Consider the following 24,092-nt stretch of genomic DNA (forward strand, 5'->3'; position numbering starts at 1 on the left):
ACGTGGCCGCGATCGGCCGCTCCGAAAGGGCTTGCCCGTCACTCCGGCCGTGCGTGCTCGGCGGAGCCGGGGGCGGCCCCGTCGCGGGGCTTGGGGGGCCAGATGGTGGTGGTGATCGGCCAGAGGGACCAGATCGCCAGGACGACTCCGAGGCGTCCCAGCCAGGCGTCCAGGGCCCGCGTGCGCTCCGCGTCGCCGACCAGCGCGATCATCGCCAGCAGCAGCCCGCAGGCCACGGCCGTGGCGAGGGCCGCCTTGGCGAACTCCCGCCACTCGTGGCGGGCCCGCGCCGTCCCGTACTTGGGACTGCGCGTGGGCGGCGGGCCGCCGGCGAAGCGGTGGGCGAAGCGCTCGTCCGCCCAGCGCACCATGCTGTGGCCGAAGGCGACCGAGTAGCCGAGGTAGGCGGCCGCCAGGCCGTGGCCGGTGCCGGCGGTCGCGCCGCCGCGCAGGTCGACGGCCGTGGCCGCCAGCAGCACGAGGTCGACCAGCGGGACGCACAGCAGGAGGGCCGCGCCGGTGCGGCGCAGGCGCAGCGCGTAGCGGGCGAGCAGGCCCGCGGCGAGGAGGACCCAGAAGCCGATCTCGCATGCGGCGATGACCGCCAGGAGCATGGGAATCCCTTTTCGACGGGGTTTCCATCGTCCGCCCGGCGAGGCGGCCGATCGTCGTCTTCGGTGAGGTTCCGCGGGTCGTCCGAAGGATGTACGCGCGCTCCTCACCCGGACGGAAGTGCGGACCCCGGCGGGATGCTGAGATGGACGCGTGCACAGGCTCCGACGTCTCACCACCCGCCAGGACGCGCTGATCGCCGCCGCCGCGTTCGCGGGTGGGCTCGCGGTGCTCGCCGCGCGCGGCCACACGGTCTGGTCCGAGGGCTGGAACCCGCCGTTCGCGGTGCGCCTCGTCCCGCTGCTCGGGCTGTGCGCGGCCATGCCGCTGAGGCGGACGGCGCCGCTCACCTGGCTGCTGCTGGCGACCCCGTTCAACTTCGTCGACGTCGCCTTCGGGCCGAGCCTGGCCACCGCGATGATCTACGGGGACGCGCTGTACGCGGCGAGCCTGTACGGCCGGCGCCGGACGGCGGAGTGGCTGCTCGGGACGACGCTCGCGGCGAGCCTGGCGGTGGCGGCCGCGACCGCGCTCCTGCTGCGCGGTGTCGCGGTCGGCGTGCTCGCGGCGTCGCTCGCCGGGGTGGTGTGGGTGGCCCCGGTGCTGACCGCGATGGCCGTCCGCGAGCACCGGTCCCGGGCCGAGGCCGAGCGGCAGCGCGCCGAGCAGGTCGCGCGGCTGGCCGAGATGGACCGGCGGGCCGCCGTGACCGCCGAGCGCGCCCGGATGGCCCGCGAGCTCCACGACGTGATCGCCAACCACCTGAGCGCGGTCGCGCTGCACTCCTCGGCCGTCCTGAAGGTGCAGGGCCTCGACCGCGAGGAGGTGAACCGCGCCATGGAGGTCATCCGGGAGAACAGCGTGCGGGGGCTCGCCGAGATGCGGCGGATGATCGGGCTGCTGCGGGAGGGCGACGTCGGGGACCCGGCCGCCCGGCCGCGGCTGGCGGAGCTGGACCGGCTCGTCCGGCACACCGCGCGGCCCGACCTGTCGGCGCGGCTGGAGGTCGCCGGCGAGCAGCCCGAGCTGCCGGCGGCGGTCGAGCTGGCCGCGTACCGGATCGTCCAGGAGGCGCTGACGAACGCGCTGAAGCACGCCGGGTCCGGGCGCGCCGACGTGCGGGTGGAGTACGCGGCCGGGCACGTGGTCATCGACGTGCTCAGCCCGCTCGGCCCGGAGGGCTCCCGGCTGCCCGGCACCGGCAGCGGCCTGGTCGGGATGCGCGAGCGCGCCGTGATGCTCGCCGGCAGGTTCGACGCCGGGCCGGACGGCGGCCGCTGGCGGGTGCACGCCGAGCTGCCCGTCGACTCGCTGAGCGGGGCGGCGTGAGCGCGGGGCGGGGCGGCCCGATCGGCGTGCTGGTCGCCGACGACCAGGCGGCCGTGCGGGCGGGGCTGGTGCTGATCCTCGGAGCCGCGCCGGACGTCCGGGTGGTCGGCGAGGCCGCCGACGGGGCGCGGGCCGTGGAGCTGGCCCGCGAGCTGCGCCCCGACGTCGTGCTCATGGACGTCCGCATGCCCGTGCTGGACGGGATCGCCGCCACCCGGCAGATCGCCGGGTTCACCGACGTCCTGGTCCTGACGACGTTCGACATGGACGAGTACGTGTTCGGCGCGCTGCGGGCGGGCGCCGCCGGGTTCCTGCTCAAGGACGTCGACGCCGACAGCCTCGTGGAGGCCGTGCGGACGGTCGCCGCGGGCGAGGGCATCATCGCCCCCAAGGTCACCCGGCGGCTGATCGGGGCCTTCGCCGCCAGGCCCGCGGCCCCGGCCGAGGTGCCGGGGCTGGCGGAGCTGACGCCGCGCGAGAGCGAGGTGTTCGCCTGCCTCGGGGAGGGCCTGTCGAACGGGCAGATCGCCGCCCGGCTCGCCATGGCCGAGACGACCACCAAGACGCACGTGAGCCGCATCCTCGGCAAGCTCGGGCTCGCCAGCCGGGTGCAGGCGGCCATCCTCGCGCAGGAGGCGGCCGCCACGGGGCCCTCCGGGCTTGATCCACATGGAGGATCGTCCGGGGCCGGCTAGGCCCGCACGGGCGGTCTCAGCGCGACATGGCGCGGATCAGGTCGGCCACCCGGACGATGCCGAGGCAGCGGCCGAGCTCGTCGACCACGACCAGGTCGTCGTAGACGCGCTCGTCCGCCGCCCCGGCGGCCCGCAGCGCGGCGATCGCCGGGACCGTGCGCGGGACCGGCCGCGGCGGATCGGCGAGACGCGCGGCGGGCCGGCGCGCGTGCAGGGCGTGCCCGTAGGCGCCCGACAGCTGGAGCAGGAAGCGCGTCCGGTCCACGGTGAAGCTCGGCCGCTGTCGCTCGTCCACCAGCACGACGCTGGTGGCGCCGGTCTCGGCGGTGAGCGCGGTGAGCACCTCGTCGGCGGTCGCCGTCAGCGGCAGCGTGACCGCGGGGAGGGTGAACTCCGACACGCGCGGTCCGAGCCCGGCACCGGGCCGGGCGGGGGCCGGGGCCTCGCCGGTGACGGGGATGCTGACCGGCATCCCCGGGCGCCACTCCGGTGGCGCGAGGGCCGGCCCCTGGACGAGCCGGACCCCGGTGTCGCGCATGTGCAGCACCTGGTCGCGCGCGGCCATGCCGGGCGCGAGGACGTGCGTCTCCAGCCGGTGCGCCAGCTCGACGAGGCTCGCGACGAGCGCCGCGCGGCGCGGGTCGGCGGCCGCCGCGCGGGCCAGCGCGGGATCGAGCTTGAGCAGGTAGGAGGCGCCCTCCACGAGCAGGTCGAGCGGCGTGTGCGCCGAGCCCAGGCCGGAGAGCCCGACGAGGTATCCGGCGCGGCGCAGCGCCGAAAGCGCGGCGGCGAGGGCCGGGCGCCGCGCGGGCGGGAAGCCCCCGCCGACGCACAGGATGATCTCCTGCGGGCGCCGGCCCGTGCGGCCGAGGCCGCGGTGGAGCTCGTCCAGCAGGTCATCGCCGCTCGCGAGGGTCTCGGCGCGCAGCACGATCTGGAGCGGCAGCGGCGTGCCCAGGCCGGCGGCGGCGCGGGCCGCCTCGACCGCGCGCCGCACGTCCGCGGACGCCGGGTCGGGCGCCACGGGCGCGCCGGAGGGGCCGGCCGGGCCGCCGTGGGCCTCCACGGCGACGACGGCGCCCGTGCCGAGGTCGACCACGGGGTGGAACACGGCCCGGGCCGGGACGAGCGCATCGAGGGTGCCGGTGCTGGACACAGGCGCATCATGCCGCTCGCGGACCGGGCAAACCAGACCTGTCGGGAGAAGTTAACCCACAGTTCCCCAGCTCACGGCCGCCCGGCGCCCCGTCGTCGAGGGCGCCGGCCCGCCGGGCGACCGCCGGCCGGGCGTCCGGTCAGAGCCCGCGCCCGCCGGCGACGGCCGACAGCAGGTACGTCACGCCGGCGACGGCCGCCAGCCACACGTAGGCGGTGATGTCGGCGCCGCGCAGCGCCTGCACCACGAGGCCGCCGACCACCGCGACGGTGAGCACGTCGCCCGTCATCGCGGCGGCCCGCAGGTGCGCCCGGGCCCGGGTGCCCGACCCGAACCCCTCACTGAGCGGCAGCGCCGGTTCGTTGCGCCGGTAGGCCAGGTACGCCGCGTACCCGGCCAGCGCCGCCAGTGCGATGAGGGCCGTTCCCGACCGCCCGTCGGCGGCCAGCACGGCCCCGACCACCACACCGGCGCCCAGGACGAGCCCTGGGACGGCCCACCGGCTGAGACTGCGGCGTTCGGGAGCGATCCACATGTGCTCATCCTTGCCGATCGGCGCACGAGGGGGACCGGCAACGCGCCGGGCTGTATCTTCTCGCTTCGTGGCGCAATTTCGAATGAACGGCTCGAAGATGCTCGCCGTCGACCTCGGCGGCGAGACGATCCGGGCGCTGAACGGCTCGATGGTGGCCTACGAGGGCCAGATGGCGTTCAAGCGGCAGGGCATGACGGGCGGCGAGGGGCTGCGCGGCGCCCTCAAGCGCAGGATCGCGGGCGAGGGCATGACCCTCATGGAGATCACGGGGCAGGGGACGGTCTACCTGGCGAGCGAGGCGACGGAGGTGACCCTCGTCCAGCTCACGGGCGACACCCTGTTCGTGGAGTCGGAGAGCCTGCTGGCGCTCGACGGGAGCCTCCAGACGGGCGTCCAGTTCGTGGGACTGCGGGGCATGGGCACGGGCCAGGGCCTCGCCACCACCAAGGTCGACGGGCACGGGACGGTCGCGGTCCTGTCCGAGGGACCGGCCATCGCGCTGGAGGTGACCCCGCAGACGCCGCTGTGCGTCGACCCGCACGCCTACGTCTGCCACCACGGGCAGCTCCAGCAGGACGTGGTCACCGACGTCAACTGGCGGACGGTGATCGGCCAGGGATCGGGGGAGAGCGTGCAGTTCCGGTACCAGGGGCACGGGCTGGTCTACGTCCAGCCGGCCGAACGCGGCGGGATTCTGGAGATCTGATGCCCGGCTACCAGTCGATCAACTCCAAGATGCTCCAGGTCCCGATCGGGCCGGGGCAGGAGGTCTACAGCAAGCGCGGCGCCATGCTGGCCTACACCGGCCCGGTGTCGTTCGCCCCGACCGCCACGGCGGGGCAGGGCATCGGCGGCACGCTCGGGCGCGCCGTCGCCGGCGAGCACAGCGCGATGATGCACGTGACCGGCCAGGGCAGCGTCATGTTCGGCCACGGCGGGCTGCACGTGTCCGTCGTCGAGCTGAACGGCGCCGACACCCTGTACGCCGAGGCCGACCGGCTGCTGGTGCACGACGCGACCCTGCAGGTCGGGACCATGTTCATGGGCGAGCAGGGCGGCGTGCGCGGCATCGTGCGCGGCGCGGTCACCGGGCAGGGCCTGTTCACCACGACGCTCACCGGGCACGGCGCGTGCGCGCTGCTGTCGCACGGCGGCGTGATGGAGCTGCCGATCACCCCGCAGCGCCCCGTCCACGTCGACCCGCAGGCGTACGTGGCCCACCGCGGCCAGGTGCAGAACAAGCTCACCACGGCGGTGGGGCTGCGCGACCTGATCGGGCGCGGCTCCGGCGAGGGCTTCCAGCTGGAGCTGAGCGGCTCCGGCGTCGTCTACGTCCAGGCCAGCGAGAGGAAGATCTGACCGTGAGCACGTTCGGGACGCAGACCTGGAACGCCTTCACCCTGCCGTCCAACGACAACGTCAACCCCTACGCCTTCAGCGTCGACCTCAACGGCCAGTGGTTCGCGCAGAAGGGCAAGATGATCGCCTACTACGGGCAGATCAGGTTCGAGGCGCTGTCGGCCGGCCCGCTGGACTCCCTCGTCGCGCACACGTTCAACTCCCCGCTGTACGCGCAGGACTGGATCGTCGCCCAGGGGCAGGGCAAGCTCGTCCTCGCCGACCGGGGGTTCGACGTCAACTCCTTCGACCTGGAGGAGGGCAACCTCACCGTCCGGGCCGGGAACCTGCTCGCCTTCGAGCCGGGCCTGGAGCTGAAGCAGTCGATCATCCCCGGGTTCCTGACCCTGATCGGCACGGGGCGGTTCGTCGCCGCCTCCAACGGGCCCGTGCACTTCGTCGAGCCGCCGATCCGCGTCGACCCGCAGGCGCTGCTCGGCTGGGCCGACTGCCCCTCGCCCTGCCACCACTACGACCACTCCTACATGCGCGGCGCGTTCGGCGCCGCCCGGATGATCTTCGGGATCGGCGGCTCGTCCGGCGAGGAGCACCAGTTCGACTTCACCGGCCAGGGCACCGTGATGATGCAGTCGTCGGAGGTCGTGATGAACGAGGACGTCCTCCTCCGCGACCTCGAGGGCCAGATCGGGCTGGTGGGCACCTCCGGCCTCCAGCGGCTCCACCAGACGATCACGCAGCGGCTCGCCGCCGAGCGCCAGAGCTGAACCGCGGGGGGCCGGACGGGCGCGTCCGGCCCCCCGGCGGGTCACGACTGAGGCTCGGGCGCCGGCTTCATCACGTGGAAGGGGACCCCGAACGGGTCGCGGACGGTGGCCGACCGCCCGTACGGGGTGTCCTCCGGCTCGGACTCGACGGTGCCGCCGCCCGCGCGGACCTTGCGGACCGCCTCGTCGGCGTCGTCGACCGCGAAGTACGTCGTCCAGGACGGGACGGGATCGTCGCCGCCGCCGAGCGCGATCCCGGAGCCGCCGAGGACGCCGCCGACGTAGCGGCCGTCGCCCGCCCGCCGCAGGACGGTGTAGTCCATGCCGCCCGGCATCGGCTCCAGCTCGTAGCCGAACACCGCCCTGTAGAACTTCCCGGCCGCGGCCGAGTCGCGCGTGACCAGCTCGTTCCACACGAACGACCCCGGGACGTTGACGATCCGCGAGCCCGGATGGGAGCGGCCCTGCCAGAGGCCGAAGTGGGCCCCCTGGGGGTCGCGCAGGACGGCCATGCGGCCGCTGTCCATGACGTCCATGGCCGGGACGACGACCTGCGCCCCCGCGTCGGTGGCGCGCTTGAGCACACCGTCGCAGTCGTCGGCGGCGAAATAGACGCTCCACCAGTACACGTCCGCCTCGCCCTCGGGGTTGCGCATCATCCCGGCGACGGGCTCGCCGCGCAGGTTGCACAGGTGGTAGTGCCCCGCCTCCTCCCCGGTGTCCTCGAACTGCCAGCCCATCAGGGTCCCGTAGAACGTCTTGGCGCGGTCGAGGTCGGGGACGCCGATGTCCAGCCAGTTGGGCGTCCCGTCCGGCGCGTTGCCCGTGACGTGGGTCATCTGCCTCACACTCCTTCGTGCCTGGGACCGTGGCCCCGGTGCCGTCCCGCCGCACGCGCCGCCACTCCCCATCCTGGCCGCACCCTCCGCGTCTACACATCGGGCCTGCCCGCGCCCCGCGATGGCCGGGACCGGCCCGTCGTCACGTACACTTGGTGGATGGTTCCGCTCCCGAACTGACAGGCCGCCCAGCGCGCCCCGGTCACAGGACCGCGCGGCGCGCTTCTTCGTGCCTGTCCACCGAGCCGTCCGTCAGGGGAGCCCTGTCACTGTGATCATCGCGAAAGACATCGAGCTGCGCGCCGGGTCCCGGCTGCTGATCGAGGCCGCCAGCTTCCGGGTCAACCCCGGCGACCGGGTGGGCTTCGTCGGCCGCAACGGCGCCGGCAAGACCACGCTCACCAAGGTCCTGGCGGGCGAGGCGCTGCCCGCGCAGGGCGCCGTGACGTCCTCCGGGACGATCGGCTACCTCCCGCAGGACCCCCGCGGCGTCGACCTGGCCGAGCTGGCCCGCGACCGGATCCTGTCGGCCCGCGGGCTGGACGAGGTGATCCGCGACCTGCGCGCCGCCGAGGAGGCGATGGCGACCGCGACGGGCGCCGGCCGCGACAAGGCCGTCCGCCGGTACGGGCGGCTGGAGGAGCGGCTGCACGTCCTCGGCGGCTACAGCGCCGAGGCCGAGGCCGCCTCGATCGCCTCCAGCCTCGGGCTGCCCGACCGGGTGATGACCCAGCCGCTCGGCACGCTGTCGGGTGGCCAGCGCCGCCGGGTCGAACTGGCCCGGATCCTGTTCTCCGGCGCCGACACCCTGCTGCTGGACGAGCCCACCAACCACCTGGACGCCGACTCGGTCGTCTGGCTGCGCGACTTCCTGAAGGGCCACCAGGGCGGCCTCGTCGTCATCAGCCACGACGTGGAGCTGCTGGACGCGGTGGTCAACCGGGTGTTCCACCTGGACGCCAACCGCAGCGTGATCGACATCTACAACGTCGGCTGGAAGAAGTACCTCGACCAGCGCGAGACCGACGAGCGGCGGCGCAAGCGCGAGACGGCGAACGCGCAGCGGCAGGCGTCCGCGCTGCTGTCGCAGGCCGACAAGATGCGCGCCAAGGCCACCAAGGCGAAGGCGGCCCAGCAGATGGACCGGCGGGCCCGGCAGCTGCTCGCGGGCGTCGAGGGCGAGCGGCAGTCCGACAAGGTGGCCAAAATTCGCTTCCCGGACCCGGCACCCTGTGGCAAAACCCCCCTCACCGCGGAGGGTTTGTCGAAATCGTACGGATCTTTGGAGATATTCACCGACGTGGACCTGGCCATCGACCGCGGCAGCCGCGTCGTCGTCCTCGGCCTGAACGGCGCGGGCAAGACGACCCTGCTGCGGATGCTGGCGGGGGTCGACAAGCCCGACACCGGGGCGGTCGTGGCCGGGCACGGGCTGCGGCTCGGCTACTACGCCCAGGAGCACGAGACCCTGGAGGTCGAGCGGTCGGTCCTGGAGAACATGCAGTCCGCCGCACCCGGCATGGCGCCGGTCGAGGTCCGCAAGATCCTGGGGTCGTTCCTGTTCTCCGGCGACGACGTCGACAAGCCCGCCGGGGTGCTTTCCGGCGGCGAGAAGACCCGGCTGGCACTGGCGATGCTCGTGGTCTCCAGCGCGAACGTGCTGCTGCTGGACGAGCCCACCAACAACCTCGACCCGGCGAGCCGCGAAGAGATCCTCGCGGCGCTGCGGACGTTCGCCGGAGCGATCGTCCTGGTGACCCACGACGAGGGCGCGGTCGAGGCGCTGGCGCCGGAAAGAGTGATTTTGCTCCCAGATGGTGTGGAAGACATCTGGAGTGACGAGTTTGCCGATCTGGTGGCGCTCGCGTGACCTGCGCAGTGACTTCCGCAGATCTTTTCTGGCCGAGTGGGTAGCCGAACCGGCGGGAATGACTGATCATGGCGGGGGATAACGCAGCGGTCACCACATCACTACGGGAGGTACTCGTGGCCGAGACCCTGAAGAAGGGCACCCGCGTGACCGGTGCCGAGCGCGACAAGCTGGCGGCGGACCTGAAGAAGAGGTACGACTCCGGCGAGAGCATCCGCGCCCTGGCAGCCGCCACCGGCCGCTCGTACGGTTTCATCCACCGGATTCTGACCGAGTCCGGCGTCAACCTGCGCGGTCGCGGTGGCGCGACCCGGGGCAAGAAGTCCTGACCGGACACCGGCCCCCGGATGAGCGCACCGCCTGACCCGGCGCCGCGACCGACCGAGTAAGGTTCGGTCGCGGCGGCGGACAGGTTCTGTCGGGTCCCGTCTTGTGGACGGCGGGGCGGGACCCGAACGCTCATCGGAAGGAAGACCCATGGGGGACGCGACCACGGCCGGCGGGCCGGAAACGGCCACGGCGGCGCAGGCGGCGGAGCCCGCTCCACCCGGCCTCGACGAGGCGGGCCTGCGGCTCGACGTCGACGGCGCGGTCGCGACCGTCACCCTGAACCGGCCCGAGCGGCGCAACGCCATGACGTTCGCGACCTGGCGCGGGCTCGCCGCGATCGGGCGCTCCCTGCCCCCGGACGTGCGCGTCGTCGTCCTGCGGGGGGAGGGCCCCTCGTTCTCGGCCGGCATCGACCTCGGCATGTTCTCCGGCGGCGGGGGCGGCGAAGGGTTCACCGACGGCGCCGACGCCGAGGGGACCGACCGCTTCATCGCCGGGCTCCAGGAGGGCTACACCTGGCTCCGGCGCCCCGACATCGTCTCCGTCGCGGCGGTGCACGGCCACGCGATCGGGGCCGGATTCCAGCTCGCGCTGGCCTGCGACATCCGCGTCGTCGCCGACGACGCCAAGTTCTGCATGAAGGAGCCCGCGCTCGGCCTCGTCCCCGACCTGACCGGCACCAAGCCGCTGGTCGAGATCGTGGGGATCGGGCGAGCCCTGGAGCTGTGCCTCACCGCCCGGACGGTCCCCGCCGAGGAGGCGGCCCGGATCGGGCTCGCCGAGATCCTCGTCCCGCGCGACGGCCTGGACGGCGCCGTCCGCGACCTCGCCGGCGCCCTGCTGGCGGTGAACCCCGGCGCGGCCGCCGCGACCAAGCGGCTGCTGTGGCAGGCCGCCGAGAACACCCTGGACGAGCAGTGCGCGGCCGAGCGCCGCGAGCAGATCGGCCGCTTGCGCGAGGTCTTCGGAAAGTGACGCCCGGCGGGCCGGGGGAGGCCCCCGGCCCGCCGCGCCGCTCTACCGGAGCGACTCGCGGCCGCCCCGCGCGAGGGGCAGCAGCACCTTGCTGACTCCCGGCCGCACGGCGACCTCGGTCCCCGCCGGGTAGCGGAGCGTGTAGTCGTAGTCGGTCGACAGCAGGACCACTCCGAGCCGGTGGCCGGCCTTCACCGTGTAGTCGGTCGGCTCGAGGTCCCAGCGGAAGGTGTAGGTCCTTCCCGCCTCGATCGGCTCGGTCCGGGCGAAGTCGTGACGGTTGCGCGCGTCGAGCCACCCCCGCGTGATGATCTTGTAGGGAGCGGTCTCGGTCTGCAGCACCTGCCGCGTCGTGCAGCCGGAGTCGCCCGGCACGCTCTCGCCGAAGCAGACCTGCTCGCCCGTGGTGACCCGCGCGCCCGTGGGACGGGTGTCGGTGCCGTAGTCGACCAGCAGCGCCGTCAGGTACGGCGACCGGCCGTCGAGCGAGGCCCGCAGCGACACCGACGGGACGCCGTCCACCCGGACGGGCGCCGCCAGCGGCCCGGTGAGGTAGGCGAGCCGGTTCGGGTCGGCCCGGTCCTCGTTCACGAGGAGCTGCTCGGCGGTGCGGGTCTTGCCCGCGTCCGTGAACGACTGGGCGGCGCCGGGGCGCGGCCGGGGGCCGAGGTCGCCCGGCTGCCCGGACGGGCCGGCGTTGAGGGCGAGCGGCACGGTCCGGGTGCCGGGGACGGGCCAGTCCTTCGCCGTCTCCCACGTCCCGTCCGCGTGCTGGACGTCGACCTTCGGCTCGCGCTCGATCCCGTTGCGGACGCCGTACAGGTAGCGGTCGAACCAGTGCAGCGTCTGGCGCAGCCACTCCTCGACCCGCCACCGGAAGGGCGTGGAGTGGTTGCCCTGGTGCAGCCACAGCTTGCGCGGCACGCCCGCCTCCTTCAGGGCGTTCCACCACTGCACGGAGTTCTTGATCTTGACGTTCCAGTCGTTGAGCCCGTGCACCACCATGACGGCGGCGCGCACCCTGCGCGCCTGCCCGACGTAGTCGCGCTCGGCCCACACCTTGGAGTAGTCGCCGGTTTCGCGGTCCTGCGCCGCCTCGATGTCGTCGATGACCTTCGCGCAGACCTCGGGGTTCTGGCGGGTCAGCACGGCCTTGGCCAGGACGTCCAGGTCCTCGCCCTGGAAGCCGCCTGGCGCGACCACGCCGCCGCCCGCGCGGTAGTAGTCGTACCAGCTGGAGATGCCCGCGATCGGGACGATCGCCTTCAGGCCCTCGACCCCGGTGGCGGCGGCCATGTTCGGCAGCGTCCCGTTGTAGGACTGGCCGATCATGCCGACGTTCCCGGTGGACCAGGTCGCCCGCACCGGCGTGCCGTCCGGCGCCCAGCCCCGGGCGCGCCCGTTCAGCCAGTCCACGGCGGCCTTGGCGCCCGCCTGCTCGCTGCGGTCCCCGGAGGTCGGGCAGCCCGTCGAGCCGCCCGTCCCGATGCTGTCGAGGTCGGCGACGGCGTAGCCGCGCGGCAGGAAGTAGTTGTCGTAGTAGCCGGGGAAGACCTCGGCGAGGTCGCGCCGGGTCGTGGTCAGCGAGCGGGCCCTGGCGTCGCCGATGTCGACCGGATGGTTCGGGACGTCCTTGATCCCCGCCCAGTAGGGGCTCGGCTCGAGGATCGTCGGGACCTTGAGGCCCGCGCCGTCGGTCTCCTTGGGCCGCATGACGCGCAGCTGCACGCGGTCCCGCACGCCGTCGCGGTCGCTGTCGGCCGTCGTCTCGATGTTCACGGTCTGGGTGACGGCGTCGGCGCGGGAGAAGACGGGCTGCGTCTCCCCGTCCTTCACCGTGACCTGGTGGGCGCCGGTGGGGCGGGGCTCGGGCTTCGTGGGCCCGGCCGCCGCGGCGGGCAGCGCGGTGGCCGCGGCGAGCGCGGCGGTGAGGGTGATCACGCCGGCGCCGCCGGTGAGGCGTCGTCTCATAGGGGCTCCTGAGGGGTGTGAGCCTGGAAGTGGAGATCACGCTTACACCCCGGGACCGGCTTGTCCAGAGGCGGGTTACGCCGTGAGCGGAGCCGGGAAGACGGGCGGCCGCGGCCGCGTTGTGTCCGCCGGAACTGACATGCTTACTTGATTACGTACTGGTCACGTCGAGGCTCCGGGAGGCGCTCGTGGGAATGCCGGGAATGCCGGGCAACGGCTGGCAGGTGATGGCCTCGTTCCGCAAGGACAGCTCCGTCACCCACCAGAAGCTGGCGCCCGGCACCGTGGGGCGGATCGCGGGCTACGCCCGCCCCTACGTCCGCGAGCTGTCGCTGTTCCTGGCGCTGAACGCGCTGGCCGCGCTGATCGTCGTCGCCAACCCGCTGCTGCTCAAGGGGATCATCGACCGCGGCATCGTGCCGGGCCGGTCGGGCGTCGTCCTCTGGTTCGCCGGCGCCGTGGCGGGGCTGGCCCTGGTGGAGGCCGTGCTCGGGCTCATGCAGCGCTGGTACTCGGCGCGCATCGGCGAGGGGCTCATCTACGATCTGCGCAGCCAGGTGTTCGCGCACGTCCAGCGGCAGCCCGTGGCGTTCTTCATGCGGACGCAGACGGGCTCGCTCGTCAGCCGCCTCAACAACGACGTCATCGGCGCGCAGCGTGCGCTCACCACCACCCTGTCGTCGGTGGTGTCCAACGTGATCAGCCTGGTCCTGGTGCTGGTGACGATGCTCATCCTGTCCTGGCAGGTCACGGTGATCGCGCTGCTGCTGCTCCCGATCTTCATCCTGCCGGCCAAGTGGGTCGGCAAGCGGCTGCAGCGGGTCAGCCGCGAGCAGATGGTGCTGGACGCCGAGATGGGCTCGCTGATGACCGAGCGGTTCAACGTCGCCGGGGCCATGCTCGCCAAGCTCTACGGGCGCCCCGAAGAAGAGGAGGAGAACTTCTCCGGCCGCGCCGCCCGCGTCCGCGACATCGGGGTCGTCGCCGCCATGTACGGGCGGGTGTTCTTCACCGCGCTGACGCTGGTCGCCGCGCTCGCCACCGCCATGGTCTACGGCGTCGGCGGCTACCTCGTGGTGGACGGCACCTTCGAGCTCGGCACGCTCGTCGCGCTCGCCGCCCTGCTGACGCGGATGTACGGGCCGCTGACCGCGCTGTCCAACGTGCACGTGGACGTCATGACCGCCCTCGTCAGCTTCGACCGGGTCTTCGAGGTGCTCGACCTGAAGCCGCTGGTCCGCGACCGCGAGGACGCCCGGGAGCTGGCCGAGGCCCGCGCCCCGTCCGGCCACGGCTCGGGCCCGGTGCTCTCGAAGGCCCCGTCGGTCCGGTTCGACCACGTCCGCTTCGCCTACCCGTCGGCCGACGAGGTCTCGCTCGCCTCGCTGGAGTCGATCGCGCGCACCGACACCGCGCCCGGCAGGGAGGTGCTGCACGACGTCGACTTCACCGCGGCGCCGGGGCAGCTGGTGGCGCTCGTCGGGCCCTCCGGCGCGGGCAAGTCGACCATCACGCACCTGGTGTCGCGGCTGTACGACGTGTCGGACGGCGCCGTCCGGATCGGCGGCGTCGACGTCCGCGACGTGACGCTGGAGTCGCTGCGCGCCGAGATCGGCGTCGTCAGCCAGGACGCGCACCTGTTCCACGACTCGATCCGCGAGAACATGCGCTACGCCCGCCCGGACGCCTCCGACGAGGAGATCCTCGCCGCGCTGGAGGCGGCGCACATCGGCGGCCTCGTCGCCGCGATGCCCGAGGGGCTGGACACCGTCGTCGGCGACCGCGGCTACCGGTTGTCGGGCGGGGAGAAGCAGCGCCTCGCCATCGCCCGGCTGCTGCTCAAGGCCCCCTCGGTGGTCGTGCTGGACGAGGCCACCGCCCACCTGGACTCCGAGTCCGAGGCGGCCGTCCAGCGGGCCCTGCGCACCGCCCTGGCCGGCCGGACCTCCCTGGTGATCGCGCACCGCCTGTCCACGATCCGGGAGGCCGACCAGATCCTGGTGATCGACGGCGGCCGGGTCGCCGAGCGCGGCCGGCACGAGGAGCTGCTGCTGGAGGGCGGCCTCTACGCCGAGCTCTACCGCACGCAGTTCTCGCAGCAGCGCGAGAGCGGTCCCGAGGGGGAGCTCCGGGCCGAGCCGCTCGGGGCCGGGCCGCTCGGGGCCGAGTAGGGGCCGCTCAGGCGTCCGAGCCGACCGGGTAGCCGAGCCGCCGCAGCTCGGTGCCCGCGACCTTCTCGACCTGGGCGGCCTGCCGCGGCGTGAGGCGCTCGCGCCACACGCCGACCTCCGGTTCCGCGGCGTCCCGCGCCCCGGCGCGCACCAGGCCCGACAGCGCCGACTTCGACAGCGGCGCGTCCAGGTACTCCGACAGCTCGGCGCCGACGCGCCGCGGCCGGGCGATGAGCTCCTCGAAGCGGACCGTGGCCAGTTGCTCCTCCGGCACCTGGAGGCGGAGCTTCGCGCTGAGCCGCACCGACCCCCGCCAGCGCAGGGCGCACTTGACGGCTGCGGCGGCGCGCGGCCACCGGCTCCGGTCCGTGTGGTCCTCCACGCCGAAGAACGGGTTGGGGAAGACCGTGTCGAGGTTGGCCAGCCCCGGCTTGAACCAGGCCAGGCAGCGCTCGTCGGCCAGCATGTCGGCGACCACGTCCCGGCCGTCCCGGATCACCTGGACGAGCTGGGCGTCGGGGAAGGCGTCCAGCAGCACGTCGGCGCTGTAGATCAGGTCGGGGGAGGCGTCGGCGAACCGGGCGAGCCCCTGGGCGCGCACGCACGGGCCGGGCAGCTCGGAGGCGGGCGCGGGCCCCTCCGGCCGGCCGGGCGGGCGCGGCGGGAGCCCGCCCATCTCCCGGCACTCGTCCGGGCACTCCTCGCAGGCCCGCGCCGACACCAGCCATGCCTGCGCGTAGGCGTCGCGCAGCACGCGGGCGGCGCCCTCCCCGCGCTCGGCGATCGAGGGCTGCCGGGCGAAGGCGTAGGTGACGCGCAGGACGTCCGGCCGGCCGGTGGTCAGGTGGAACCCGGGGGAGCGCTTGACCGCGCGCGCCAGAAGCTCCGCACCCGAGTGCGGAGCGCCCAGGATGAACACCGGGCGGCGGACCTTGGTGCCGTTGATCACCAGGATGTGCGGCGTCGACCTCATACCGGGGCAAGTTTGTCACCTTTTGAGGGTCGGTCGGTCCCTGACCCTCCGTGCGACCGGGCCGATACCCATCCGTTAACAGCCGCGGACCGCGCTTCGGCCGGGGACGGGCCGCCGCCGGGACGCGCGGCGCCGCCCTGGACCTACCATGGGCGGGTGGAAGCTCCCCTGACGCTCGCCGGCCTCCTGCCGGAGGCCGAGGCGATCACGGTGCTCACCGGCGCCGGCATCTCCACCGACAGCGGGATCCCCGACTTCCGCGGCCCGAACGGCGTCTGGACGCGCGACCCCTCGGCGGAGGCGATGTCCACGATCGGCTCCTACCTCGCCGACCCCGGGGTGCGGCGCCGCGCCTGGCGGGCCCGGCGCGACGACCCCGTCTGGAAGGCCGAGCCCAACGCCGCGCACGCCGCCCTGGTCGAGCTGGAGCGGGCCGGGCGGCTCCGCGCCCTGATCACGCAGAACGTCGACGGCCTGCACCAGCGGGCCGGTTCGTCCGACGGCGCGGTCATCGAGATCCACGGGACCATGCGCGAGGCGGTCTGCCTGGCCTGCGGGCTGCGGACCCCGATGCCGGAGATCATCGCCCGCGTCGACGCCGGGGAGGACGACCCGCCCTGCGCCGAGTGCGGCGGCATCCAGAAGGCCGCGACGATCTCCTTCGGCCAGGCCCTCGACCAGGACGTCCTGGACGCGGCGGTCGCCGCCGCGCGCGCCTGCGACCTGTTCCTGGCGGTGGGCACCTCGCTCACCGTCCAGCCCGCCGCCGGGCTGTGCCTGGAGGCGGTCGACCACGGCGCCCGCCTGGTGATCATCAACGCCGAGCAGACGCCGTACGATGGGCTGGCCGACGCGGTGCTGCGCCGGCCGATCGGCGAGACGCTGCCGCGCCTCGCCGGCCTCGCGCTCGGCACGGGTCGATGATCTGTTGGCGGGTCGTGACCGGTCGCCCCTTCCACTGGCGACCGGATCCTGACAAGCTCTATCCGTCGCGGTGCGAGGAGGGATCGGGTTGAACAGCGGGGGCGCCCGCGCGGTGGTGGCCGGCGGGCCGCCTGACGCGCCCGCCGTCGGCACGCCCGGCGGGCGCGAGCCTGCGCGCGAGGCCCGCGGGTACCGGCGCCTGGCGCCCGGAGACCGCGTCGCGGTGGTGGCGCCCAGCGGCCCCGCCGAGCCCGCGCGGCTGGAGGCCGGCTGCGCCGTCCTGCGCGACCTCGGCCTTGACGTCGTGGTCGGCAAGCACGCCCTCGACCGGGTCAACCTCGGCCCCGCGGGACCGGTGCGCGGCGACTGGCACCGGCTGGCCGGAGCCGACGCCGACCGAGCCGCCGACCTCCAGGCCGCCTGGTGCGACCCGCGGGTCCGCGCGGTGGTCTGCGCGCGGGGCGGCTACGGGGCCACCCGCGTCCTCGACCACCTCGACTGGGACGCCCTGCGCGCCGCGACCGAGGCGTCCCTCGCCTCCGGCGGGCCGAAGATCCTGCACGGCTCCAGCGACGTCACCGCGCTGCACTGCGCCTTTGGAACGCGCCTGCGCGTCACCACCTCCTTCGGCCCCATGCCCGCCGGGGTGATCGCCGACCTCGACCCGGCGGCCCCGGACGACTCGCTGGAGAGCCTGCGCGCGGCCCTGTTCGGCGGGGCGGTCACCCTGCCCGGCACGCACACGCTGCGGCCCGGACGCGCGGAGGGCCCGCTGACCGGCGGCACCCTCTCGCTCCTGACCGCGCTGCTCGGCACCCCGTACGCGCCGCCGCCCGCCGCGGGCCGCGTCGTCTTCCTGGAGGACGTCACCGAGGCGCCCTACCGGGTCGACCGGATGCTCGTCCAGCTGCTCCAGTCGGGCTGGTTCGACGGCGCCGCCGGGGTGGCGCTCGGCACCTGGAAGGACTGCGGCGATCCCGCCGAGCTCGACGCCGTGTTCACCGCTCGGCTCGGCCCGCTCGGCGTCCCCGTCCTCGCCGGCCTGCCCGCCGGGCACGGGCCGCGCCAGCACACCCTCGAACTCGGCGCCCCCGCCGTGCTGCACGCCCCGGCCCCGCCGGGCCACGACCCCGCAGATCCGCACCCCGCCGTGCCGGAAACCGGCGCGCTCACCCTCGAAGCGCCCCCGGGAGGTGCGCGATGAGCGGCCGCCATGCCCGTCCCGACCCATGGGACGACGGGACCCTCGACTCCTTGCTCGTCCTCGTGGCCGAGAGCCTCGGCTACCGATGCAGCCGCGTGCCCGGCGAGGTCATGCTGCTGGAGGGAGCGAACAGGCTGCACGTCAGCCTGCGCGACCTGCGGCAGCTCGCCCGGCTCGTGCCGCGCGACGACTGGCCCGCGCTGGTCTCCGACCACGTCACCACGATCGTCACCGCGATCGAGGAGCCGCTGGACCTCAGCGACTTCGACCTCGCCCAGCACCTGCTGCGCACCCGCATCTACCCGGCGGAGGCCGACAACGGGGTGCTGGCGGCACGGCCGTTCGCGCCCGGCCTGATCGAGGTGGTGGTGGTCGACACGCCGACCACCGTCCGCACGGTCACCACCGAGGAGATGGGCGGCTGGCCGGTGTCGGGCGACGCGCTGTTCATGCTCGGGCGCGCCAACGTCCGCGCCGACGGCCCGCTCCAGCTGGACGAGCAGGACCTCGGCGGCGTCCGCGTCTCCGTCCTGCACGGGTGGACGTTCTACGCCGTCACGCACCTGGCGTGGCTGGAGGAGTACCTGCCGATCGGCCCGTACGGCGCGCTCGTCATCGCGCCCAACCGCAGCCTCATCGTCGCCCACCCGCTCCGGATCGCCGAGGGCCACCCGAGGGCGCGCTACCGCGAGGCCGTGGCCGCGGCGACCGAGCTGCAGGCGCAGGCGCACCGCGCCTACGAGGAGGGCCCCGGATCGCTCAGCCCGTACCTGTACTGGTGGCGCGCCGGCGAGCTGACCTGCCTGGAGACCCGCTACGAGGGCGACACGCTCGTCCTGCCGGAGGAGTTCGCCTCCGTGATCGCGACGCTGGCGGCCGAGCGCTGATGCGGGTCGTCGTCGCGCCCGACTCGTTCAAGGGCAGCCTCTCGGCGGCGGAGGTCTGCGCCGCCGTGGCGGCCGGCGTCCGGCGCGCCGCGCCGGACGCGCGGGTGGCCGCGGTGCCGATGGCCGACGGCGGCGAGGGAACCCTCGACTGCTTCCTCGGCGCCCGCGGCGGCGACGCGGTCGAGGTCGCCGCGACCGACCCGGTGGGGCGCCCGGTCAAGGCGCGCTACGCGCTGTCGGGCGACGGGCGCTCGGCGGTGGTGGAGCTGGCCGCGGCCTCCGGGCTGCCGCTGGTCGAGGACGTCCCGCCCGACCCGGTGAACGCCGGCACCGCCGGCACCGGTGAGCTGATCGCCGACGCGGTGCGGCGCGGCGCCCGCGACGTCCTGGTCTGCATCGGCGGCAGCGCCAGCACCGACGGCGGCGCCGGGCTGCTGCGCGCCCTCGGCGTCCGCTTCCTGGACGCCGAGGGCGAGGAGCTGCCGCCGGGCGGCGGCGCTCTCGCCCGGCTGGCGTCGATCGACGACTCCGGCGTGTCGGAGGAGGTCCGCGCGACCCGGTTCCGGGTGGCCTGCGACGTGACCAACCCGCTCGTCGGGCCGGACGGCGCCGCCGCCGTGTTCGGCCCGCAGAAGGGCGCCTCGCCCGCCGAGGTCGCGGAGCTCGACGCCGCGCTCACCGTGTTCGCCGACGCCGTCGCCGCGCGCGGCGGCCCCCGCGTCCACGACCTGCCGGGAGCGGGCGCGGCCGGCGGCACCTGCGGCGGCCTCGTCGGGCTGCTCGGCGCCGAGCCGTCGGGCGGCGCCGCGCTCGTCGCCGAGGCCGTCGGGCTGCCCGCCGCGCTGGAGGACGCCGACCTGGTCGTCACGGGGGAGGGCCGCGTGGACGGGCAGAGCGCCGGCGGCAAGGTGGTGTCCGCGGTGGCGGCTCTCGCCCGCGGCCGCGGCGTCCCGTGCGTCGCCCTGGCCGGCGGCGTCGCCGGGCCGCTGGACGAGCTGCACGCGCTCGGCCTGACCGCGGCGTTCAGCCTCGCCGACGGGCCCCGCACCCTGGAGGAGCTGAAGGCGGGCGCCGCGCCCCTGCTGGAGGCGGTCGCCGAGCAGGCGGTGCGCCTCTTCCGCCGCTAGACGGCGCAGGCGGGCTCGGGTTCCGGGGCGGGCTCGGGCACGCGGGGCGCGATGGTCAACCTGGGCAGGAGGACGTGGGTCAGCGGCCCGATCGCCACGGCGTACAGGACGGTTCCGACGCCGACGGTGCCGCCGAGCAGCCAGCCGACGGCCAGCACGGTGAGCTCGATCGCCGTCCGCACCACCCGGATCGAGTGGCCGCGCGCCGCGAGACCGGTCATCAGCCCGTCCCGGGGGCCCGGGCCGAGACCGGCGCCGATGTAGCAGCCGGTGGCGAAGCCGCCCACCAGCACGGCCGCGATCAGGTAGGCCCAGCGCCCGGCGAGCGCGTCCGGGGCGGGCAGCAGCCACAGGAACAGGTCGGCGAAGGCGCCGACGAGCACGACGTTGCTGATCGTCCCGATGCCGGGCCGCTGCCGCAGCGGGAACCACGCGATCATCACGACCGCGCCCGCGATGATGATCCAGGCGCCGATCGACAGGCCGAAGCGCCGGGAGAGCCCCTGGTGGAAGACGTCCCAGGGGTCGTTGCCGAGCCCGGACGCCACCTGGAGGGCGATGCCCAGCCCGTACAAGGCCAATCCGACGTAGAGCTGCACCAAACGGCGCACCAGCAGGGCCATTACTGCGCTTCCCCTCGATTTGTCCCCATCATCACGGACCACTCTGCGGCAAGTGGACTGGTATCAGTAGAGCCAATATGGGAAAGTGGCCCGTATGAGCACGCGCTACGTGAGCGGCCCGCATCTGGCCCGGCTGCTGGGGGACGTGTCAGGGGAGCGCCCCGTCTACGCGGCGGTGGCCAGGTCGCTGCGCGCACTCGTCCTGGACGGCAGGCTCGCCCTGCGCACGCGGCTGCCCGCCGAGCGCGACCTGGCCGCGGCCCTGGGCGTCAGCCGCACCACCGTGACGACCGCCTACGACCGGCTCCGCGACGAGGGGTACGTCCAGAGCAGGCAGGGCGCGGGAAGCTGGACGGCGCTGCCCACGGTGCGCATGGCCTCGGCCGAGCCGCACGGCGGGCTCCGCGGGGCCTCGGGCGACGCCGTCCCCGCGGGCCGCCGGTACGGCAGGGCCCACCCCGCGCCGGACGACCCCTCGTTCATCGACCTCGGCTGCGCCGCTCCCGGCGCGCCCGAGATCTTCCAGGAGGCCGTCGCCGCCGCCGTCGACGAGCTGCCCCGCTACAGCTCGGGTCCGGGCTACGCGCCCGCGGGCCTCGCGGGACTGCGGGAGGTCATCGCGGACGGCTACACCGCGCGCGGCGTCGCGACCCGCGCCGACCAGATCGTCGTGACCACCGGCGCGCAGCACGCGTTCACGCTGCTGACCCAGCTGCTGGTGGAGCCGGGCGACGCCGTGACGGTCGAGCGCCCGACCTACCCGCACGCGCTCGGGGCGCTGCGCCGCCGCGGCGCCCGGCTCGTCCCGGTCGGGATCAACGAGGGCTGGGACGTCGAGCTCGCCGCCGGGGCCATGCGGCAGGCCGCCGTCCGGATGGCCTACACGATCCCCGACTTCCAGAACCCGACCGGGTACCTGATGGGGGCCGGCGAGCGGGCCGCGCTCGTCGACGCCGCCCGCCGCGCGGACGCGTTCCTCGTCGCCGACGAGACCTTCGCCGAGCTCGCCCACGACCCCGAGGCGCCGCGCGAGCCGCCGCTGGCGGCCTTCGACTCCGGCGGCCGGGTCGTCACGATCGGGTCGGCCTCCAAGCTGCTGTGGGGCGGGCTGCGGATCGGCTGGATCCGCGCCACCGCCCCGCTGGCCCGCCGCATCGTGCTGGCCCGCGAGCCGTTCGACATGGCGAGCCCGACCCTGGACCAGCTGATCGTCAAGGAGCTGCTGCTGCGCGTGGAGGAGGTCCGCGCCGAACGCGCCGCGAGCCTGCTGCGCGGGCGCGACGCGCTCGCCGAGGCGCTGCGCGAGCAGCTGCCCGGCTGGGAGTTCCGGCTCCCGGACGGGGGCATGTCGCTGTGGGCGAGGATCGGCGCGCCCATCGCCTCCCGGGTCGCCGAGGCGTCCGAGCGGCTCGGCGTCCGCGTCGTCGCCGGCCCGGTCTTCGGTGCCGACGGCGTGCTGGAGGACTACGTGCGGCTGCCCTACGTGCTGCCGCCGGACACGCTCCGCCTGGCCGTGCGGCGCCTGGCCCTCGCCCACCGGGAGGCCGAGGCGGCGCCGGCGGCCCGGCCCCTGCCCGCCTACGTCTGACGCCTCCCCGCCCGGTGGGGGCGGGGGCCGCGCCCCACAGCGCTCAGGGAGCGCGCTGGATGTAGTCGACGAGGTGCTCGCGCTCGCTCTCCAGCTCGTCGATGGCGCTCTTGACGACGTCGCCGATGCTGACGATGCCGACGAGCCGGCCGTCCTCGACGACGGGCACGTGGCGGAACCGGTGCTCGGTCATGGCGCGGCGCAGGTCCTCGACCTGGTCGCCGGGGCCGCAGGTGCGGACCTCGGCGGTCATGATCTCCGAGACGGGGCGGTCGAGCAGCGCCGCGCCGTGCTCGTGCAGCCGCCGCACCACGTCCCGCTCGGAGACGATGCCGGCGATCGACGCGCCGTCGGGCGAGACCACCGAGGCCCCGATGTTGTGCTCCGCCAGGACGGAGAGGAGCTGCCGCACGGTGGCGTCGGGCCGCACCGTGGCCACCGCGTCTCCCTTCCTCCGCAGGATGTCGCGAATCCTCATGCCTCACGCTCCCGGTGCCGGTCTCGGACCCGGGGGGCGGCGGCCGCCGGGGGCGGGCCGCTCGCCGGGTCTTGGTCCTGCCAAAATCGCATGTTCCGGCGTCCGGCGAAACCCCCGGCCAGGGAACCGCCCGGTCAGGTGGTGACATAAAGGCGGCATAAAAGCCGTAGATCGGGAACCAAGGGATGCATGACGATGACGTCGGATCGAACCATCGAAACTGACATCCCGGGGCGGCTCGACCGCCTTCCGTGGTCACGCTGGCACTGGACGGTCCTGCTCGGCCTCGGCGCCGTCTGGATCCTGGACGGGCTGGAGGTGACCGTCGTCGGCGTCATCGGCCCGCGGCTCACCGACGCCTCCGGCGGGCTCGGGCTGACCGACGGCCAGGTCGGGATGGCCGCGTCCATCTACGTGATCGGCGCGTGCCTCGGGGCGCTGTTCTTCGGGCACCTGACCGACCGGTTCGGGCGCAAGAAGCTCTTCATCATCACGCTGGCGCTGTACCTGGCGGCCACCGTCGCGACCGCGTTCTCGTTCAACCCGATGTGGTTCTACGCCTGCCGCTTCCTCACCGGGGCCGGCATCGGCGGCGAGTACGCGGCCATCAACTCGGCGATCGACGAGCTGATCCCGGCGCGGGTGCGGGGCCGGGTGGACGTGGTGGTGAACGGCTCGTTCTGGATCGGCACCTCCATCGCGGCGGCGCTGTCGATCCCGGTGCTGAACGGCGACCTCGTCCCCGAGGACCTCGGCTGGCGGGCCCTGTTCGCGCTCGGCGCGGTCCTCGGCCTCGGCGTGCTGTTCGTGCGCCGGATGGTGCCGGAGAGCCCGCGCTGGCTGTTCATCCACGGGCGCGAGGAGCAGGCCGAGAGCGTGGTGGGCGGCATCGAGCGCGAGATCACCGAGGAGACCGGCGAGGCGCTGGAGGAGCCCCGCGGGAGCATCCGGGTGCGGCAGCGCCGGGTCGTCTCCTTCCGGGAGATCGCCTCGACGGCCGTGCGCCGCTACCCCCGCCGGACCGTCCTCGGACTCTCGCTGTTCATCGGGCAGGCGTTCCTCTACAACGCCGTGTACTTCACCTACGCGCTCGTGCTCAGCACGTTCTTCGACGTGCCCGACGCCAAGATCGGCTACTACCTGATCCCGATCGGCGTCGGGAACTTCCTGGGCGCGTTCTTCCTGGGCAAGCTGTTCGACACGGTCGGCCGCAGGACGATGGTCACGGCGTCCTACGTGGCCTCCGGCGTGCTCCTCATCGGCACCGGGCTGCTGTTCCGCGCGGACCTGCTCGACGCCTGGACGCTGACCGCCTGCTGGTGCGTGGTGTTCTTCTTCGCCTCCGCCGGCGCGTCGTCGGCCTACCTCACGGTCAGCGAGATCTTCCCGATGGAGACCCGGGCGATGGCGATCGCGGCGTTCTACGCGGTCGGGACGGGCCTCGGCGGCGTGATCGGCCCCGCGCTGTTCGGGCGCCTGGTGGAGACCGAGAAGGTGGCCAACGTCGTGAACGGCTACTACCTGGGCGCCGGGCTGATGATCGCCGCCGGGCTGGTGGAGCTGGCGATCGGCGTCGAGGCCGCGCAGCGGTCCCTGGAGGACGTGGCCAGGCCGCTGTCGGCGGAGGAGCCCGCGCCCGCCTGACCGCCGCCCCCCTGACCGCCTCTCGTCCCGCCGCGCCT

23 protein-coding genes are annotated in these 24,092 nt (G+C 74.4%); 15 read left to right on the forward strand and 8 right to left on the reverse strand.

The genetic code is table 11. The features are described from left to right. Positions 1-38: 38 nt before the first annotated feature. Positions 39-614 carry a hypothetical protein gene (locus FKD65_RS43525; protein ID WP_141586125.1) on the reverse strand — a complete coding sequence of 192 codons (576 nt, stop codon included), beginning with the start codon at positions 612-614 and terminating at the stop codon, positions 39-41. Positions 615-765: 151 nt separating this feature from the next. Here FKD65_RS43525 and FKD65_RS43530 point away from each other — a divergent pair, with 151 nt between their 5' ends. Next, entirely contained in the window at positions 766-1,941 is a 1,176-nt protein-coding gene (locus FKD65_RS43530; protein ID WP_141586127.1) for a sensor histidine kinase, read from the forward strand. Next, complete coding sequence (locus tag FKD65_RS43535; RefSeq protein ID WP_240809890.1) at positions 1,938-2,636, forward strand: response regulator transcription factor; 699 nt, start codon at positions 1,938-1,940, stop codon at positions 2,634-2,636. The genes FKD65_RS43530 and FKD65_RS43535 overlap by 4 nt, the downstream gene beginning before the upstream one ends. A 16-nt stretch (positions 2,637-2,652) precedes the next feature. Here FKD65_RS43535 and FKD65_RS43540 read toward each other — a convergent pair whose 3' ends face one another. Together FKD65_RS43540 and FKD65_RS43545 are read right to left on the reverse strand one after the other, a co-directional pair. Continuing rightward, entirely contained in the window at positions 2,653-3,792 is a 1,140-nt protein-coding gene (locus FKD65_RS43540; RefSeq protein WP_240809891.1) for an EAL domain-containing protein, read from the reverse strand. Between the two features lie 139 nt (positions 3,793-3,931). Then, positions 3,932-4,327, reverse strand: a complete 396-nt coding sequence (locus FKD65_RS43545; RefSeq protein ID WP_141586129.1) for an ABC transporter permease — start codon at positions 4,325-4,327, stop codon at positions 3,932-3,934. 67 nt (positions 4,328-4,394) lie between these two features. On the opposite strand from FKD65_RS43545, the gene FKD65_RS43550 reads away from it, so the two are divergent. The 3 genes from FKD65_RS43550 to FKD65_RS43560 are packed head-to-tail and all read left to right on the forward strand — an operon-like array spanning position 4,395 to position 6,450. Next, on the forward strand, positions 4,395-5,033 hold the full coding sequence (locus FKD65_RS43550) for an AIM24 family protein (RefSeq protein ID WP_240809892.1): 639 nt from the start codon (positions 4,395-4,397) through the stop codon (positions 5,031-5,033). Next, positions 5,033-5,686: an AIM24 family protein gene (locus tag FKD65_RS43555; protein ID WP_141586133.1), complete on the forward strand. Its 654-nt coding sequence runs from the start codon at positions 5,033-5,035 to the stop codon at positions 5,684-5,686. Before FKD65_RS43550 ends, FKD65_RS43555 begins: the two co-directional genes overlap by 1 nt. A gap of 2 nt (positions 5,687-5,688) precedes the next feature. Further along, complete coding sequence (locus tag FKD65_RS43560; protein WP_141586135.1) at positions 5,689-6,450, forward strand: AIM24 family protein; 762 nt, start codon at positions 5,689-5,691, stop codon at positions 6,448-6,450. Positions 6,451-6,491: 41 nt separating this feature from the next. Here FKD65_RS43560 and FKD65_RS43565 read toward each other — a convergent pair whose 3' ends face one another. Continuing rightward, positions 6,492-7,289, reverse strand: a complete 798-nt coding sequence (locus FKD65_RS43565; RefSeq protein WP_141586138.1) for a VOC family protein — start codon at positions 7,287-7,289, stop codon at positions 6,492-6,494. 271 nt (positions 7,290-7,560) lie between these two features. On the opposite strand from FKD65_RS43565, the gene FKD65_RS43570 reads away from it, so the two are divergent. The 3 genes from FKD65_RS43570 (at position 7,561) to FKD65_RS43580 (ending at position 10,464) form a co-directional block, all read left to right on the forward strand. Continuing rightward, entirely contained in the window at positions 7,561-9,159 is a 1,599-nt protein-coding gene (locus FKD65_RS43570) for an ABC-F family ATP-binding cassette domain-containing protein (protein WP_141586141.1), read from the forward strand. A gap of 116 nt (positions 9,160-9,275) precedes the next feature. Further along, entirely contained in the window at positions 9,276-9,488 is a 213-nt protein-coding gene (locus FKD65_RS43575) for a helix-turn-helix domain-containing protein (protein WP_021596738.1), read from the forward strand. A gap of 148 nt (positions 9,489-9,636) precedes the next feature. Then, positions 9,637-10,464, forward strand: a complete 828-nt coding sequence (locus FKD65_RS43580) for an enoyl-CoA hydratase/isomerase family protein (protein ID WP_141586143.1) — start codon at positions 9,637-9,639, stop codon at positions 10,462-10,464. Positions 10,465-10,506: 42 nt separating this feature from the next. Here FKD65_RS43580 and FKD65_RS43585 read toward each other — a convergent pair whose 3' ends face one another. Further along, positions 10,507-12,435, reverse strand: coding sequence for a Xaa-Pro dipeptidyl-peptidase (locus FKD65_RS43585; RefSeq protein ID WP_141586145.1), 1,929 nt, complete (start codon positions 12,433-12,435; stop codon positions 10,507-10,509). A gap of 203 nt (positions 12,436-12,638) precedes the next feature. Between FKD65_RS43585 and FKD65_RS43590 the strand changes: the two genes are divergently transcribed. Beyond that, positions 12,639-14,606, forward strand: coding sequence for an ABC transporter ATP-binding protein (locus FKD65_RS43590; RefSeq protein ID WP_141587450.1), 1,968 nt, complete (start codon positions 12,639-12,641; stop codon positions 14,604-14,606). Between the two features lie 7 nt (positions 14,607-14,613). Here FKD65_RS43590 and FKD65_RS43595 read toward each other — a convergent pair whose 3' ends face one another. Continuing rightward, positions 14,614-15,579: a sulfotransferase gene (locus FKD65_RS43595; RefSeq protein WP_141586147.1), complete on the reverse strand. Its 966-nt coding sequence runs from the start codon at positions 15,577-15,579 to the stop codon at positions 14,614-14,616. Positions 15,580-15,735: 156 nt separating this feature from the next. Between FKD65_RS43595 and FKD65_RS43600 the strand changes: the two genes are divergently transcribed. From FKD65_RS43600 to FKD65_RS43615, 4 genes are all read left to right on the forward strand, one after another. After that, complete coding sequence (locus FKD65_RS43600; RefSeq protein ID WP_141586150.1) at positions 15,736-16,503, forward strand: Sir2 family NAD-dependent protein deacetylase; 768 nt, start codon at positions 15,736-15,738, stop codon at positions 16,501-16,503. 88 nt (positions 16,504-16,591) lie between these two features. Continuing rightward, the gene (locus FKD65_RS43605) at positions 16,592-17,707 is read left to right on the forward strand and encodes an LD-carboxypeptidase (RefSeq protein WP_240809893.1); all 1,116 of its coding nucleotides are present in this window, start codon (positions 16,592-16,594) and stop codon (positions 17,705-17,707) included. Continuing rightward, a complete protein-coding gene (locus tag FKD65_RS43610) occupies positions 17,704-18,594 on the forward strand; it encodes a hypothetical protein (protein ID WP_141586152.1) in 891 nt (296 codons plus the stop codon). The genes FKD65_RS43605 and FKD65_RS43610 overlap by 4 nt, the downstream gene beginning before the upstream one ends. After that, entirely contained in the window at positions 18,594-19,721 is a 1,128-nt protein-coding gene (locus tag FKD65_RS43615) for a glycerate kinase (protein WP_141586154.1), read from the forward strand. Before FKD65_RS43610 ends, FKD65_RS43615 begins: the two co-directional genes overlap by 1 nt. Here the strand turns inward: FKD65_RS43615 and FKD65_RS43620 are convergent. Then, entirely contained in the window at positions 19,718-20,344 is a 627-nt protein-coding gene (locus FKD65_RS43620; RefSeq protein WP_141586155.1) for a YitT family protein, read from the reverse strand. The two genes, FKD65_RS43615 and FKD65_RS43620, sit on opposite strands and share 4 nt — an antisense overlap. A 94-nt stretch (positions 20,345-20,438) precedes the next feature. On the opposite strand from FKD65_RS43620, the gene FKD65_RS43625 reads away from it, so the two are divergent. Then, a complete protein-coding gene (locus FKD65_RS43625) occupies positions 20,439-21,932 on the forward strand; it encodes a PLP-dependent aminotransferase family protein (RefSeq protein WP_141586156.1) in 1,494 nt (497 codons plus the stop codon). Between the two features lie 43 nt (positions 21,933-21,975). Here FKD65_RS43625 and FKD65_RS43630 read toward each other — a convergent pair whose 3' ends face one another. Continuing rightward, positions 21,976-22,410, reverse strand: coding sequence for a CBS domain-containing protein (locus FKD65_RS43630; protein ID WP_141586157.1), 435 nt, complete (start codon positions 22,408-22,410; stop codon positions 21,976-21,978). 195 nt (positions 22,411-22,605) lie between these two features. On the opposite strand from FKD65_RS43630, the gene FKD65_RS43635 reads away from it, so the two are divergent. Beyond that, on the forward strand, positions 22,606-24,054 hold the full coding sequence (locus tag FKD65_RS43635) for an MFS transporter (RefSeq protein ID WP_240809894.1): 1,449 nt from the start codon (positions 22,606-22,608) through the stop codon (positions 24,052-24,054). Positions 24,055-24,092 lie beyond the last annotated feature (38 nt).

Origin of the sequence: Actinomadura sp. WMMA1423 (assembly GCF_006547145.1) — a bacterium.
In the GTDB taxonomy this organism is placed as follows: Bacteria; Actinomycetota; Actinomycetes; order Streptosporangiales; family Streptosporangiaceae; genus Spirillospora.